Here is a 14964-nt window from a genome sequence, read left to right as displayed (position 1 = left end):
AGCGGCCTAGAGAAGCCGCATCAAGGCTTGGCTTCCTTCCAATAATCATAGGCATGCACCGCGTTGCCGATATAGGCGGTAAACTCGCCCAACAGTCCAGGAAGATGGGAGAGCTGCTTCTCCATCTCGGCGCTGCCTTTGTCGAAAAATGAAATATGGCCGCCCTCCGGGCTCTGCTTCATCTCGACGGTGACGATGAGCGGCTTCCCGTGCCGATCGGCCATGCGCATCTCATCGCGGACAACGGCCGCAATGCCGTTCGAGCCGTCTGCCGTGTTGCGGAACGCCATCAGCGACACATGATCCATCGTCTGGATCATCCATTCGCTGACCGACAGCTCCGGCTCTTCAGGCAGGAGCGTCCGATCGAGCCACACGGCCAAATCGATGCTCGTCTCGAGGCTCGAGTTCCGCTTCGTCTCCTCTACGAACATCTTCATGTTGGCCGTCCACTGGCGCAGCACCTCGTCCTTGCGGCTCGGCCAATCCGGGAGCACGTACGGCTCCACATCCAGATGGATGCCGTGGAACCGTTCATCCGCTTCCGCGGCGCGGTTATACTTCTTCACGTAGTCGATCAGCCTGCGAATGCGCGGCGCATTATCCTCCAGCGCCCAGCCGGGATGGCCGCCCATGGCATGCATCTCGATACCCGCCTCATGCGCCTTCTTCACAAGCGAACGGTAGACTTCGTACGGCTGCTCCAGGTCCAGCCGGACGTACAGGAGGTTGATCCCTTTGTCCCGGGCAAAGGCGATGATCTCATCCGGCTGGTGAATCGCCATCTCAGCCCGCCAAATATAGGTGCCTACAATCGGCTTGACGCGTTCAATCGGCGAGGCGTCCGGGATCCAGTCGGGATCCGGAGCGGGTTCAGGCTGTCCCGGGTCAGGGTTCGGTTCCGGATCGGGCTCCGGGTCAGGCTCCGGGCCAGGATCCGGCTTCGGTTCCGGCTCTGTCGGATCGGGCACATTCGGCTGCTGCGCCAGCAGGTCATTCCAATAGCGGTAATCGTGCACGGCCGTTCCTCCATAGGAAGGATGCCCGGCCAAGGATGCGCCAATCTGCTTCAAAGCGTCGTTCATGGCCGCCGCCCCCTGATAGGCGAAGCTCGTATGCTCTTCTCCCGGCATCGGCTTGGCGTTGATCCCGACCAATACCTTCGTGCCGAGCCGATCCCCGATAGCCATCTCCTCGCGAATGAGGGCCAGGATGCCATTATCTCCTTCCAGCTCGTGACGGTACGCCATCAGCGTCGTGTAATCAAACCGCTTCATGACCGCTTCCGCCAAGGAAGCATCTGACGGGTCGGTTCCGGCGTATCCGTCGAACCATACCGGGATGTCCACGCCGAATTCGAGGCTGCCTTCCTTCCGTCCCGCCTCGAGGAAGACGTCAAGGTTGTCCATCCACGCATGAATGATCTCATTCGCGTCCTCTTGCCATTGCGGGAGCACATACGGCTCAATGTCCAGGTGGATTCCCCGGAACCGCTCATCTTCCGCAGCCTGTGCGTTGTAACGTTGAATTTTCTGCAGAAAATCCAGCATCCGCCCGCGGTACTCCGGCAGCGCCCATGTCGGATCGCCCGCCAGCGCATGCACTTCAATGCCTTCCTTGGCGGCCTGCCGAATGAATTGGCGATATGCCGAGTCCGGAACATCCGGGTGGATATGCAAAAACATCACATCAATCTGATTAGTTTTGGCAAAAGACAATAATTGATCCGGTTCCGACACGATACGCTCGGCCTGCCATACCCATGTCGCCTGCTGCGGTTCGTCCGCTTGCTTGAAGCCGGCCAACAGGGCGGCCGATACGATAAGCAGCAGCAGACCTGCACGAGATGCGAATCTGTTCATGAGTCTCTCCTCCTATCCATTTAGCAGTAACGGCGGCAGAGCACAGCGTCGTCATACCGGTACGATAACAGCATTTCCCGACAGTTAACGGCGTATATGCGCTTGTTCAAAATGTGTCTCATCCCTCCTGTCTGTACTGTCCTCGCAAACGAAGACAAGAAAAGGCCTGTTCATGACGAAAATGCCGATAGGACAGGTCTTTTTTATTATAAAGGTGGTAAACCCGTAAATATATGTGAAAAAGGGCCCGTTTTCCCCGGACGTCCTGCGGGTGAAAACAAGCCCTTTTTTATGAACCGGAAGTACCGGATAGCCGGAACTCGCCCAACCGCTCGTACATCGGCGTAGCCTGCATATGTGTTCGGAACAGGCAGAACCGGTCCGCCGTCCATTCCGCTGCCGCGACGCTCGTCTCCGCCTCCAGCATGCCCGGGTCCCATGCCGCCGTTCCCATATACTTGCGGGCCAACGTAATATGGGGCCGGTATGGCCTCGCTTCCGGCAGGAAGCCTAGCGGAGCCGTCGTCTTCAGAACCTGATGATGCAGTTCATGAAGCCTATCGATATCTCCGGCGACGGCCGCCCACAGTACCCGCGGCGAGGCAGGAAGCCCGAACGTGCCCCATTCGCTCAAGGCCAGCCGGAACGGCCCGCTGTGCGCCGCCGTCCGGTTCAGGTCTTCCAGCAGCGGGGCCAGCTTCGACTCCGGGGTATCACCGAGGAATTGCAGCGTGATATGGTAGTCCGCCGGATGAACCCAGCGGGAAAATGTCCACTGGCGCCGCGCTTGCTTCGCCCAGTTGTCGAGGGCGGCGCTGGCAGACTCGCCCAGCGGCACGCCGATAAACAGCCGCATCTTGCTCTCTGTATCCGCCATCATCTCTCACTTCGCCTCCGTCTTATGCGCCGCTTTGAACGACGTTGGATTGAATCCGGTACTATTTTTGAACAAACGAGAGAAATAATATACATCCAGGCCAACCGCTTCGGCCACTTCGGTCACCGTCAACGCCGTCGTCAGCAGCAAGTGCTTCGCCCGCTCGATTTTCATCCGATTCATATATTGAACCGGCGACTCTCCCATATGCTCCCGGAATAAGGTAATGAAGTAATTCGGGTGAAAATGGACCCGCTCCGCCAGCTGCTGCACATTCAGCCGCTCCGACAGATGCTCGTGCATCATCTGCAGGGCCACATTCAACTTGTCCAGCGCCTGGGACGAAGGCAGATCGATGCGTTCCAGCCCTGCCGTCCGGAAATACAGGCTGAGCAGCTCGATCAGCATCGCCTGCTTGTTCAGATCCGCCGTCCAATCTCCGCGCGCATGACACCGAATGAGCCGGTGGAAATGTCTCTCCGCCTCACGGAACACGTCATCCGGCAGCGTAAGGCAATACGGAATCCGCATCGACTGGAACAAATGGCGCTCGCCGATCAGGGCCGTGAAGTGGCACCAATATTTCTCGTATGTATCGGCGCTTATCGTTCCATAGGACTGGATAACGCGGGCGGGCATAATGACCATGTGGCCAGGCCCGGGATAATATGCGGTTCCATCGATCTCGATTCGCCCTTCTCCGTCTCGTATCAGATACATCCGGTTGAACTCCGGCACGAAGTCGGTTTCGCGCCAGCCGGGATTGCATTTCGCGTAGTATGCGTCGGTCACGCTCAGCCGCACATTGGCCAGATAGCGCTGCAGCAGCTCCGGCTTCCCCATGCTCGCATGCTCCATTCCATAATCTTAATTTTGTCCAAAAACGAATGAATTCTCTCTATCTTCATTATAACCGCTCCATCGTACAATGGGGACAAATGAAGGCAAAGGAGAGAACAACGATGACGTTAACCGCACGCGAGCAGCGTATACAATGGTTCAATCACGATCGCTTCGGCATGTTTATCCATTGGGGATTATATGCGATTCCCGCCCGGGGCGAATGGGTTCGCAGCTTCGAGCGCATCCCGGTCGAGGATTATGAGAAATATTTCAACAGCTTCAATCCGGTGAATTATGATCCGAAGGCATGGGCCAAGGCCGCCAAAGCCGCAGGCATGAAATATGCGGTCATGACGACCAAGCACCATGACGGCTTCTGTCTGTTCGACAGCGCCTTGACTGACTATAAAGCGACGAATACGCCGGCGGGCCGCGATCTGATTCGCGAATATGCAGACGCTTTCCGGGCCGAAGGACTCAAGGTCGGCTTCTATTACTCGATTATCGACTGGCATCATCCGGACTATCCGGCCTATGGCGATCGCCAGCATCCGATGCGGGACAACGCGGAATTCAAGGACCGCCCGCAGGACTTCAACCGCTATCTTGACTATATGCACGGCCAGGTGAAGGAGCTGCTAACCAACTATGGGACGATCGACGTGCTCTGGTTCGATTTCTCTTACGAGGATATGACCGGGGAAAAATGGAAGGCGACCGAGCTGGTGAAGATGATTCGCGAGTTGCAGCCGAATGTGTTGATTGACAATCGGTTGGGCGGCAACATCAAGGCCCGCGAGCCGGAAATCTATGCGGGCGACTTCGCTTCGCCGGAGCAGCTGCTTCCGCCGCATGGGATCGTCAACGAAGACGGGAAGCCGCTTCCGTGGGAGGCGTGCATTACGCTGAATCATCATTGGGGCTACCACGCGCATGACCGCGACTACAAGACACCGAAGCAGGTGGTCCGCGGCCTCGTCGAATGCGTGAGCAAGAACGGGAACATGCTGTTGAATGTCGGGCCGAATGCGAAGGGCGAGATACCGCAGCTATCGCTTGACGTGCTGGGCGAAGTCGGAGCCTGGATGCGCGCGAACGGCGACAGCATTTACGGCTGTGGAGCAGCTGCGTTGAGCAAGCCGGAATGGGGACGGTACACGCAAAAAGGCAATAAGCTGTACGCTCATATTTTGGACCGGGGAATCGGGCCGATCGCGCTGCAAGGCTTGAATGGACGCGTGAAGGAAGCGCGCTTGCTCGCCGACGGAGCCGAGGTCAACATTCAGACGCCGTGGAATGCGGTCGACTACCCGGATTATCTGTTCGTCAATATTCCAACGGCCCAGTTGCCGGACGACTTCAATACCGTTATCGAGCTAACGCTGGAGGATGCCGAGTAAAAGAAGACCGCTGGAGACGTTCTCCAGCGGTCTGTCTTTTGCGCTATGTAACTACTTGGGAGGTTGTTTTCTGTATTTTCTGAAATCGTAGGTTTCTTTCTCAACATTCAATGTCTTCCCGTTGATGACAAGATGAGTGTCATCGAGCCATCGCATATTTGCCTTTTCTACGCGGTAATCCCAATATATATTTTTACGGGTTCCTTTTAGGTTGTTCAACAGTTCACCGCGAATGGCAAATGCTCCGAGAGCCCCTCCCGTATCGATGAGATAGGCGTTCAGCGTATACGTATTGTCAGGCGAGGTGGAAGTCACAATGAAGTCGCCTTGTGGTAATATCAGTAGAGTAAAACTGCTGAGGTATATATAAATAGCTATGAAACATACGACAAATAAAGAGATCCAAAGACCCCATCTTCTTTTCTTCATGATTTATGGTCCTCATTGGCCAATGTATTCGCAAACTTCGAAGAAAGAAAATCTGTTTTTCATCCTTCGAACTTCAGTCCGTCAAATCTCGGTAGCTATTGCTTCTCGTCATATCTGTAATCATAGATGTCCTGCTCTACATTTAACTTCTTTCCATTAATGATTAGATTGCTTCATCAATCCATTCAACCTTTGCTTTTTCCTCTCGATATTGCCAGTAAATGTTTTTATGAGTTCCCTTCTTATTGTTTAGCAACTCCCCCCGAATAGCAAAGCCTCCGGTAGCGCCACCTGCATTTACCAGGTAAACGTTCAGTGTATACGTGTTACCGGGGGAATCCGAAGCGGCAATTAACTCCCCTTTTGGAAGCAATAATAGAGTAAAGCCTTTCAAATATACGTAGATAACAATAAGACTCACGATAAGTAAAGTGATCCACAAGCCCCATCTTCTTCTTCTCATCATTTATGGCCCTCTTTTACGAAATAGATTAATTGAATAACCGCTTATCGTACAGACCAAAACCGTTCTTAAGCGCTTGCACAGCCTCCTTCCATCCAAATACACGCGGATCTACTCCAGCCGCAACTCTCTCAACGCAATTTTTTTCATTTCCCCCGTAACAATTGTTCAAAAATAGAGACAGTTTGCCGATATAGAAAGTACAAGGAACGTTACTGTTTCTTGGAAATTATCGGGGAGTGATTGATATGACAATCTTCATCGCAGTATTGGAATTCCTTGGGGCGGTTATTCCTCCGTTGATTGATCTGCTGCAGAAATTCGTGGCTTAAGACGGACGAGCCGCAATTTTTACTCCCACACCCTAGCCCATGAACTACGGCCTATGCCTTGGTTCACGGGCTTTTCCTGCATGCTGCACTCCTGAATCCAATATTATGCAAAAAGAGCACATCCCGGGGCAATGTCATTAAGTTTAGCTCAAAGACAAGAGCCGAAAACATAGGAATCTAAAACGGCATGGGAAAGACCCTGTGCCGTTTCTTTTTTTATACAAGCAAGGAAAAAAGTGCACGGCAAACAAAGCGGAGGGAAGATCCGCTTAAAAAAATGTTCATATGAAACAAATTATGCTACTCTATAGACGAAGCTAACCACTGATTTGTAGCGTATTTTGCGCGTATTCTGCTGCCCTGGGCGAATGGGTCGAATCGGCAAAATGTTTTTGCGAATCAGCGCTTCAACATCAGGCGGGGGTTCATCGTCCCTTGAGCGCAGGAAGTGTCTACACACGTGAACGGCAACCGTGAAGTTAACTTGATAGGGGTGCCGTTTCTCCATTTGGGAAATGACGACGTGCGAGGTCATCATTTCAGCGAAATTGTACAGGATCATTCTTGCGAATATCTCCTGGGTGATGGACTCTCGTTTCTTTGCATGAAAATTCGTCAGACCGACAGTGTACTTTAATGCCCGGAATGAGGTTTCAATGCCCCATCGCATGTTATACATTGACATGATTTCACCCGGTGGGAAATCCGTGGCGGTAAGATTCGTAATGACGGTCTCAAAAGCGCCACTCGGCAGGACGAAACGAACCACCCGAAAGGAAATCGGATAAAACAAGTTCTCATGCAAATCCAAAAAATCAAAGGTAGACGTGGAAGGAACGAACTTGTAAATCTCGGGATTAGCCTTGACCTCTTTGGTTTGTTTTTTGGTGAGTGTCAGATGAACGTTCCTATCAAACTCTCCGCTAGAGGGCAAACGCAAGCCCGAAAGAATACCATTGGAATCCAAATCCTTTACCCGTATGACATAGTTCCACCCTTTGCGTTCAAGATGCGCGAAATTGTTGTAACTTTCATAACCTCTATCGGCAATCACAATGGTTTTGCCCTTGATTGGAGAACGGTGAACCATAGCAGCCAGCGCCCTTCCCTCGTTGCACAACCTTCGTGGCTGAACAATGGCATCCACGTACAGTCTGTTGCACAAGTCATAGGCAGCGTTCAAATGCAGAAGGTTATAGCCTTTCGTGTTCGGTTGACTTTGAAAATAGGTGTCCGTGTCCGCAGAGTCAGTTGCGATATGCAAATCCGAACCGTCAACGGCAAGTAGCCGATACCCTCGGTAGTCCTTGATATCCGTAACCGATTGCGTAAATGCGTGAAACAAGAATTCCACAGCAGACGGCAGCACTTTATTCCTCTGTTGGACAAAAGCGGAAGTGGTTGCGGTGTTTACGTCATAGCCTTGTGATTCCAAAGTTCCTTATATATGCTGTTGCCCCCCATGGAGATCAGGAGTTGCATCACCGTTTCAAAGGGCAGCTTTTTCTTTCGGGTAAAATCTTTTTCAGGGTTTTTGACATAAGGAGCTGGTGCGGCTGCCATTTCTCGTATGAGGGATGTCAGCGTTTTTTTTAGCGAATTCGCATACTCATTCATGGACGTGGCCTCCTCGTGTTTCAAGGGTCTTCGCCACACATATCCATCTACCTGTTAAGTCTTGATTTTCTTTCAAAAAAAGAGCGGGCTATCTTTTCGATAACCTGCTCTTGTGCTTGATTATGGTTTCCACGCCTTATCTTAATGACATTGCATCCCGGGGAAGTGCTCTTCTGCGCTAATCCTTAGTTGCTTCATTCGCTTGCCGTTCCGCGATGATGCGCTCCAGCAGCTTGCGATCTGTCTCATTGAGCTCGATGGACTCGAGCAGATCCGGACGCCGTTCCACGGTGCGCCGCAGAGACTGCTCTTTGCGCCACTGCTCCACCTTCGCATGGTGGCCGCTTAAGAGCACATCCGGCACTGTCCAGCCGCGGAAATCGGCCGGCCGCGTATAATGCGGATATTCTAACAGGCCGGTGCTGAACGAATCTGTCACCGCTGATGATTCATTGCCCAGCACGCCCGGGAGCAACCGCACGACTGAGTCGGTAACGACCATCGCGGGCAGCTCGCCGCCAGTCAGTACATAATCGCCAATCGACAACTCGTCGGTAACGAGGTGCTCGCGGATTCGCTCATCGTAGCCTTCATAGTGGCCGCAGACCAAAATGAGATGCGATTCCTGCGCCAGTTCCTCCGCCTTTGCCTGGGTGAACGGCTCGCCCTGCGGACACATCAAGATGACCCGCGGCCGCTTCCGCTCCAGTCTGTTCGGGCCATTGAGCCCGTCAGTACTATTTGGAACACTCGGGACATCCGAGTCGTCCGCCGCCGGGGTGTGCCCTTCCTCCCGAAGCTGTATCCGCTCCGCCTCCGTCTGCTGCGCGATCATGGCTTCGACGGCCGCGAAGATCGGCTCCGGCTTGAGCACCATGCCCCCGCCGCCGCCGTAAGGGTAATCGTCCACGGTCTGATGTTTGTTCTCGGAATAGTCCCGGAAATTGACTGCATTCAAGGTGACGAGCCCTTTTTCCTGCGCCTTCCCCAATATGCTGGAACGGAATACGCCCTCGCACATCTCCGGGAAGATCGTCAATACATCAATCCGCATTACAGAAGCCCCTCCATCAGATGGACCTTCACCAGCTTGCCGGGAATATCGACATCGAGGATGACATCCGGAATAGCCGGAAGCAGAATTGGCTTGCCCTTCGCGGGCTGAACGACCCAGACATCATTCGCGCCCGGCGCCAGAATCTCGCTAATCACGCCCAGCTCTGTCTCCTCATCGGTTACGACACGGCAGCCGATAATCTCATGGTGGTAGTATTCATTCTCCGGCAGTTCCTTCTGCTGTTCGGCGGTAACATAGAGATTCCAGCCCTTATAGCGTTCCACGTCATTGATGTTGTCGAAATTTTTAAATTTTACAATGTAGACATTTTTCTGCGGCCGCGCGCGTTCCACGGTGACCGTAAGCGACTCCTTCGTCTCAGGGTGCTGCAGAATCAGCTCGCTGCCCGAAGCGAACCGCTCTTCCGGGAAGTCGGTGCTCGCCAATATTTTGACATCGCCGCGAATGCCCTGGGTATTGACCAGCTTGCCGACGGTATACAATTGTTCAGACATCACGTCTCGATCCTCCTGCTATTACGGGTCTGCCTAAAGGTAGTTCACAAGAATTATTTTTGAACATGCATTATAAGTGTATCACAATTGCTTCATCTATACGAAAAAGGGTTAGGATCTCATCCTAACCCGTTTCGTCATGATTAAGAAATAATGTCTACGGCAACCCGTTTCGGAATCGTAACGGCTGCCGATGTGACGACCGTGCGAAGCGCCTTGGCAATGCGACCTTGCTTCCCGATAACCTTCCCGACATCGTCAGGATGGACGTGAAGCTCATATACGATGATATGGTCTTTCTCCACGGCCTTCACACGGACCTCCTCCGGATGATCGACCAAAGCGCGTGCGATAACATACACTAACTCTTCCATTCGCGACCCTCCGAACGGTTAGATTACTTCTGGTATTTTTGCTCATGGAACTTCTTCATGACGCCAGCTTGGCTAAGCAAGTTGCGAACGGTGTCAGAAGCTTGTGCCCCTGTTTGCAGCCATTTCAACGCTTTTTCTTCGTCGATGTTAACGACTGCCGGTTGAGCTACCGGATTGTAGTAACCAATTTCCTCGATGAATCGACCATCACGCGGAGAGCGGGAGTCAGATACAACGACACGATAGAACGGAGCTTTGTGAGCACCGATACGTTTCAGACGGATACGTACTGCCACGACTTTCACCTCCTTAACGGAATTCGGCTCGTTATGGGGAACCGGCCCTATGCATCAGCGGAAAGGAAATCTCATTCCTTTGCCGGCCTTGCTCTTCAAATTCTTCATCATCTTCGGACCTTTCGGCCCCATCATCTCGGTGAACTGCTTCATCATCCGGCGCATCTCGTCGAACTGCTTAATCAGCCGGTTGACATCGGCTAGCGATGTTCCGCTGCCGGCAGCAATCCGCTTGCGGCGGCTGTGATTGATTAGATCGGGATCTTGCCGCTCCTCATTCGTCATCGAGCGCACAATCGCCTCGATCCGGCCCATCTGGCGCTCATCCACCTTCAGATTGGCCGTCTGCTTCATCTTGTTCATGCCCGGAATCATGTCCAAAATCTGATCAATTGGCCCAAGCTGCTTCACTTGCTGCATCTGCTCAAGGAAATCGTCAAATGTAAATGCGGCATTGCGCATCTTCATCTCCATTTCCTTCGCCTTGTCCGCATCGATATTCGCCTGCGCCTTCTCGATGAGCGACAGCATGTCCCCCATGCCGAGAATCCGGGACGCCATCCGCTCCGGATGGAACGGCTCAAGCGCATCGATCTTCTCGCCGAGAGCGGCGAACTTGATCGGACAGCCTGTCACGGCCTTGACCGACAGCGCCGCACCGCCGCGCGTATCGCCATCCAGCTTCGTCAGCACGACGCCGGTAAGCGCCAGCTGCTGGTTGAAGCTCTCCGCGACATTGACCGCATCCTGACCGGTCATCGCATCGACGACGAGCAGAACTTCGTCCGGATTCACCGTCTCGTGAATCTGCTTTAGTTCCTCCATCAGCGCTTCATCGATATGCAAGCGGCCCGCCGTATCGACGATGACATAGTCCAGGTGATTGGCGCGCGCATGCTCCATCGCCTGGCGCGCAATCTCTACCGGGCTGACCTGATCGCCCAGGGAGAAGACCGGCACATTGATCTGCGCGCCCAGCACCTCCAGCTGCTTGATGGCGGCTGGCCGATAAATGTCGGCCGCAACCAGCAGCGGCTTATGGTTCTGCTTCTGCAGCAGCTTCGCCAGCTTCCCGGACGTCGTCGTCTTCCCGGCGCCTTGCAAGCCGGCCATCATGATGACCGTCGGCGGCTTGTTCGCCTTGGCCAGCTTGGCGGCCGTCCCGCCCATCAGCTCGGTCAGTTCCTTGTTAACGATGTCAACGATGACCATGCCCGGCGTGAAGCTCTTCATCACTTCCTGGCCGACCGCCTTCTCCTTCACCTTAGTGATGAATTCCTTGACGACCTTGAAGTTAACATCGGCCTCCAGCAGCGCGAGGCGCACCTCGCGCATCGCTTCATTGACGTCGTCCTCGGTTACTTTTCCCTTGCCGCGCAGCTTGCCGAACACATTCTGCAGCCGGCTCGTTAGTCCTTCAAATGCCATTCCTATTCACCCCGTTCCCTTAATCCAACGCCTGCAGTTCACGGATAATCTTCTGCAGTTCCGCACGCTGCGGGTCGGGCATACCCATTATCTCATTCAATTCGTCGCGCAGCGCATCCAGCAGCTGCTTCCGGCGTTCATACTTCGCTACCAATCCAAGCTTGCTCTCATAGGAGCCGAGCGTCTGCTCCGCCCGCTTAATATGTTCATATACCGCCTGGCGGCTAATGCCGAATTCAGCGGCGATCTCGCCTAGTGAAAAATCGTCTTGAAAATAACATTTCAGGAACGTCTGCTGCTTCTCCGTCAAGAGAGGTTCGTAGAAATCGAACAACATATTAACGCGGTTCGTCTTCTCCAGAACATGTTCCTCGTTCATCCGGGCCACTCCTTTCGTCAAGGAAAAAACCTTTACAGCCCATCAACGTTCCTAATCATATCCGAATCCGGTGGCCATGTCAAGGGTTCGACCTTAACATTCGAATATTTCTTTTTTGCATATTGACCGTAACGTTACGTCACCCTTTATAATGAGCGTGTTCAAAAAAGCGGGGCTTCGGCACCAAGAAGGTTGCTTGAACACTTGAACTCGAAGACGCAGGCATGAAGGGGGCGATGAATGGATGGCCTACACCGTGAATGAAGTATCGAAGCTGTCTGGCGTCACGATCCGGACATTGCGGTATTACGATCAGATCGGATTGCTGAAGCCGGCCTATATCGGAGAGAACGGCTACCGTTATTATGAAGACGATCAGCTGCGGCAGCTGCAGCATATTTTGTTTTTCCGAGAGCTGGACCTCCCCTTGACGGACATTCAGGCCTTGATGCACTCGGATACCTTCGATCAGAAGGCAGCCCTCCAGCAGCACCGCCAGTTGCTGATCGGGCGAATCGATCGGCTGCAGCGTCTGGTCGCCACGCTGGATCGCACGATACACGAGACGGAAGGAGAACAAGCCATGAACGCAGAGCAATGGTTCGACGGATTTGACCGAAGCAGGCAAGAGAAGTATGTAGAGGAGTTGAAGGAGAAATACGGGGCGGGCGCCGAGCGCCATATCCGGGAGAGCGAGGCGCGCACTAACGCCTGGTCGCGCAGCGACTGGCAGGACGTGCAGCACGAATCCGAGCGTATACACGAGCGCATCGCCGCCCACATTCGCGAGGGCTGTTCGCCGGACAGCGACCCAATTCAGGAGGTTATCGCCGAGCACTTCCAATGGGTGAACCGCTTCTACACCCCAACGCGGGAGGTCTATACCGGCCTGGGTGAATTGTACGTGGACCACGCCGATTTCCGCAAGCTGTACGACAGATTTCATCCCGCTCTGGCGGAGACGCTGCGCGACGCCATGCGCATTTACGCCGAGCGCCATCTGTAATATTCGCTATGGAGAGAGGCGTCATGCCGGCTGCATTCCTGCGGGGCATGGCGCACCTCCTTATATGTCATCCGAGCATAACATAACGGTAAATGCATACGAAATGCAGTCCCGCTCCCGCCAGCACGAACAGATGCCAGATTGCATGGTGATAGGGAAGCTTTCTCCATACGAAAAATACGATCCCCGCCGAATAGCTGATTCCTCCGCCTACGAGCAGGACAAGACCGGCCGGCGACAGAACGGCAGACAGTTCCGGCCAGGCCACGACGATGAGCCAGCCCATCGCGAGATAACCGATCGTCGAGAGCCACATGTACCGTCCCGTATAGTATCGCTTCAAAATAATGCCAGCAATCGCCGTCCCCCAGATGGCCCCCAGCAGCTGCCAGCCGAATTCATTCCGCATGTACACAAGCAGAAACGGCGTGTAGTTCCCGCCAATGAATACATAAATGGACATATGATCCGCCATCGTCAGCCATGCCTTGCGCTTCCCTTCGGGGGCGCTGTGCATGAACGTCGATATGGAGAACATCATCACGAGCGTCAGCCCATACACGCCCGCGCTGACGATATGCCATACCGTCCCATGGATTATCCCCGCCTCCATCAGCAGAGCCAACGCGCCGAGACTGCATATCATTCCGATGCCGTGCGAATAAGCGCTCGCCCTTTCGTCTCTTCGCTTCATCAGCGACGGCCGATCCATCATTCGGGTTCCCTCCTTGCCGTGTTCTGCCTGCCGCCAGCATCATCTGGGCGGATTACATTATATGCAGGCGGTCGGCGGCGGTGCGGAAGCCCCGGATCGCGCAGCCCCTCCTGCGGCATGAAGTCACGGGAGGGGCCGTTGCCCGGAGTATCGGATTGTCCTTGAAATTAACCGTGGCGATCTTTGATGAAGCGAATCGCTTCCCGCGTCTGATCCAAGTATTGCACGGTCTCTTCATATTGATGGGAGGCGACGCACATGAACAGCACATCGATGATGTGCAGCTGGGCAAGCCGGGAAGACGTCGCGGCGCTGCGGAATGTCGCTTCCTTCGTCGCCGAGATATACAGGTTGATGCCCGCTTCCGCCGCGGCCGGCGAATCTCCGTAGCGGGTCAGGCTGACCGTCTGGCAGCCTTTCGCATTGGCCAGCTTCAGCAGATCAACCACTTCCAGGGTCTCTCCGGAATAGGAAATGCCGAACACGACATCTTCCTCCGTCATGTTCGCGATATTCATCGCAGCCACATGCAGGTCCGTAAACGCGGTGGCCGGCTTGTTAATCCGGAGAAATTTCTGCTGCGCATCCATGCCGATAATCGACGATGCCCCCACGCCGAAGAAAAGAATGTTCCGCGCCCGGATCAACAGCTCGGCCACCGCGGCCATATCGTGAAGATTGACAAGCTCAGATGTCTCCCGCAGCGCCTGAATGCTGTTGTTCGTCATGGTCGCCAATACCGTGTCGACCCGCTCATTCGGCCTAATGTCGCGGTACCCTTCGCTCTCCGACTTATTCAAATCTCCGACGATGCGCAGCTTCAATTCCTGGAAGCCCTTTAACTTCAGCGATTTGCATAAGCGGATGACGGCGGCGCTGCTGGCATGGCATTTCTCTCCCAGCTCGGAAGCGGTCAGCGAGATCGCCTCTTCGGGATGCGCCAAAATATACGACGCGATTTTCTTCTCGGACGGAGGCAGCTTGCCCAGCATATCGGACAGCATGATCAGGCCGCCTTTCGTCGGTGAAGCAAACATGGTTGGTTCCCCCTTCGTTCCTTTCGTTCCGCGCGGACACGCGTTCGGATGCTTGTCCGTGCCTGCTATCGCATCCTGATGTCTTCTATCTTACCGTGCGGGACGGCCAAATGCCATTCGTATCTGTACGGCAGGGCGAAGCTGCGGCGATCGAAGGCCGCGTGCGCAATCGAGATCAGGTCCGCCCCAGATAAGTCTCAAGTGAAAATAATCTCATAGTGCGGCTGGCAAAGGGACGGGCCGCCCGCGGGCCCGCCCGACCGCCACATGCCCAGGAATGCTGGAGTGGCCGGGCATGCTGCCATGCATCGCCTGGAGCGATCACTTGCTGGCC

General features: G+C 54.2%; 17 protein-coding genes. 2 read left to right on the top strand and 15 right to left on the bottom strand.

Annotated features, from left to right (window positions below; genetic code table 11):
• Nucleotides 1–20 precede the first annotated feature (20 nt).
• From FLT43_RS29525 to FLT43_RS27285, 3 genes are all read right to left on the bottom strand, one after another.
• Nucleotides 21–1862 carry an SGNH/GDSL hydrolase family protein gene (locus tag FLT43_RS29525; protein ID WP_087441464.1) on the bottom strand — a complete coding sequence of 614 codons (1842 nt, stop codon included), beginning with the start codon at nt 1860–1862 and terminating at the stop codon, nt 21–23.
• Nucleotides 1863–2151: 289 nt separating this feature from the next.
• Entirely contained in the window at nt 2152–2742 is a 591-nt protein-coding gene (gene thpR, locus FLT43_RS27290; RefSeq protein ID WP_087441465.1) for an RNA 2',3'-cyclic phosphodiesterase, read from the bottom strand.
• A gap of 3 nt (nt 2743–2745) precedes the next feature.
• The gene (locus tag FLT43_RS27285) at nt 2746–3582 is read right to left on the bottom strand and encodes a helix-turn-helix domain-containing protein (protein WP_087441466.1); all 837 of its coding nucleotides are present in this window, start codon (nt 3580–3582) and stop codon (nt 2746–2748) included.
• Between the two features lie 95 nt (nt 3583–3677).
• Between FLT43_RS27285 and FLT43_RS27280 the strand changes: the two genes are divergently transcribed.
• Nucleotides 3678–4982, top strand: a complete 1305-nt coding sequence (locus FLT43_RS27280) for an alpha-L-fucosidase (RefSeq protein WP_326051888.1) — start codon at nt 3678–3680, stop codon at nt 4980–4982.
• Nucleotides 4983–5033: 51 nt separating this feature from the next.
• On the opposite strand, the gene FLT43_RS27275 is transcribed toward FLT43_RS27280, so the two are convergent.
• The 10 genes from FLT43_RS27275 to FLT43_RS27235 all read right to left on the bottom strand — a co-directional run bounded on the left by FLT43_RS27275 (nt 5034) and on the right by FLT43_RS27235 (nt 11872).
• Nucleotides 5034–5411 (bottom strand): DUF5412 domain-containing protein, encoded by a 378-nt coding sequence (locus FLT43_RS27275; RefSeq protein WP_087441468.1) that lies wholly within the window; start codon nt 5409–5411, stop codon nt 5034–5036.
• Between the two features lie 163 nt (nt 5412–5574).
• On the bottom strand, nt 5575–5877 hold the full coding sequence (locus FLT43_RS27270; protein ID WP_244194102.1) for a DUF5412 family protein: 303 nt from the start codon (nt 5875–5877) through the stop codon (nt 5575–5577).
• A gap of 624 nt (nt 5878–6501) precedes the next feature.
• The gene (locus tag FLT43_RS27265; RefSeq protein ID WP_221936169.1) at nt 6502–7641 is read right to left on the bottom strand and encodes an IS4 family transposase; all 1140 of its coding nucleotides are present in this window, start codon (nt 7639–7641) and stop codon (nt 6502–6504) included.
• Entirely contained in the window at nt 7617–7823 is a 207-nt protein-coding gene (locus FLT43_RS29815) for a hypothetical protein (RefSeq protein WP_221936168.1), read from the bottom strand. The genes FLT43_RS27265 and FLT43_RS29815 overlap by 25 nt, the downstream gene beginning before the upstream one ends.
• A 178-nt stretch (nt 7824–8001) precedes the next feature.
• Complete coding sequence (trmD, locus tag FLT43_RS27260) at nt 8002–8877, bottom strand: tRNA (guanosine(37)-N1)-methyltransferase TrmD (protein ID WP_087443026.1); 876 nt, start codon at nt 8875–8877, stop codon at nt 8002–8004.
• Nucleotides 8877–9395, bottom strand: coding sequence for a ribosome maturation factor RimM (gene rimM, locus FLT43_RS27255; RefSeq protein ID WP_087443025.1), 519 nt, complete (start codon nt 9393–9395; stop codon nt 8877–8879). The genes trmD and rimM overlap by 1 nt, the downstream gene beginning before the upstream one ends.
• Nucleotides 9396–9538: 143 nt before the next feature.
• The gene (locus FLT43_RS27250) at nt 9539–9769 is read right to left on the bottom strand and encodes a KH domain-containing protein (RefSeq protein WP_087443024.1); all 231 of its coding nucleotides are present in this window, start codon (nt 9767–9769) and stop codon (nt 9539–9541) included.
• A gap of 23 nt (nt 9770–9792) precedes the next feature.
• Nucleotides 9793–10065, bottom strand: coding sequence for a 30S ribosomal protein S16 (rpsP, locus tag FLT43_RS27245; protein ID WP_006676643.1), 273 nt, complete (start codon nt 10063–10065; stop codon nt 9793–9795).
• A gap of 54 nt (nt 10066–10119) precedes the next feature.
• Nucleotides 10120–11493 carry a signal recognition particle protein gene (gene ffh, locus FLT43_RS27240; protein ID WP_087443023.1) on the bottom strand — a complete coding sequence of 458 codons (1374 nt, stop codon included), beginning with the start codon at nt 11491–11493 and terminating at the stop codon, nt 10120–10122.
• Between the two features lie 19 nt (nt 11494–11512).
• Nucleotides 11513–11872, bottom strand: a complete 360-nt coding sequence (locus FLT43_RS27235) for a putative DNA-binding protein (RefSeq protein ID WP_087443022.1) — start codon at nt 11870–11872, stop codon at nt 11513–11515.
• 244 nt (nt 11873–12116) lie between these two features.
• On the opposite strand from FLT43_RS27235, the gene FLT43_RS27230 reads away from it, so the two are divergent.
• Nucleotides 12117–12878: a MerR family transcriptional regulator gene (locus FLT43_RS27230; RefSeq protein ID WP_087443021.1), complete on the top strand. Its 762-nt coding sequence runs from the start codon at nt 12117–12119 to the stop codon at nt 12876–12878.
• Between the two features lie 67 nt (nt 12879–12945).
• Here FLT43_RS27230 and trhA read toward each other — a convergent pair whose 3' ends face one another.
• Together trhA and FLT43_RS27220 are read right to left on the bottom strand one after the other, a co-directional pair.
• The gene (gene trhA / locus FLT43_RS27225; protein ID WP_087443020.1) at nt 12946–13593 is read right to left on the bottom strand and encodes a PAQR family membrane homeostasis protein TrhA; all 648 of its coding nucleotides are present in this window, start codon (nt 13591–13593) and stop codon (nt 12946–12948) included.
• A 167-nt stretch (nt 13594–13760) separates the two neighbouring features.
• The gene (locus tag FLT43_RS27220) at nt 13761–14630 is read right to left on the bottom strand and encodes a MurR/RpiR family transcriptional regulator (protein WP_087443019.1); all 870 of its coding nucleotides are present in this window, start codon (nt 14628–14630) and stop codon (nt 13761–13763) included.
• Nucleotides 14631–14964: the final 334 nt, after the last annotated feature.

The organism is Paenibacillus thiaminolyticus (assembly GCF_007066085.1).
Lineage (GTDB): Bacteria > Bacillota > Bacilli > Paenibacillales > Paenibacillaceae > Paenibacillus_B > Paenibacillus_B thiaminolyticus.
The sequence above is the reverse complement of the archived record's forward strand: the minus strand, read 5'-3'. Positions and strand labels throughout refer to the sequence as shown.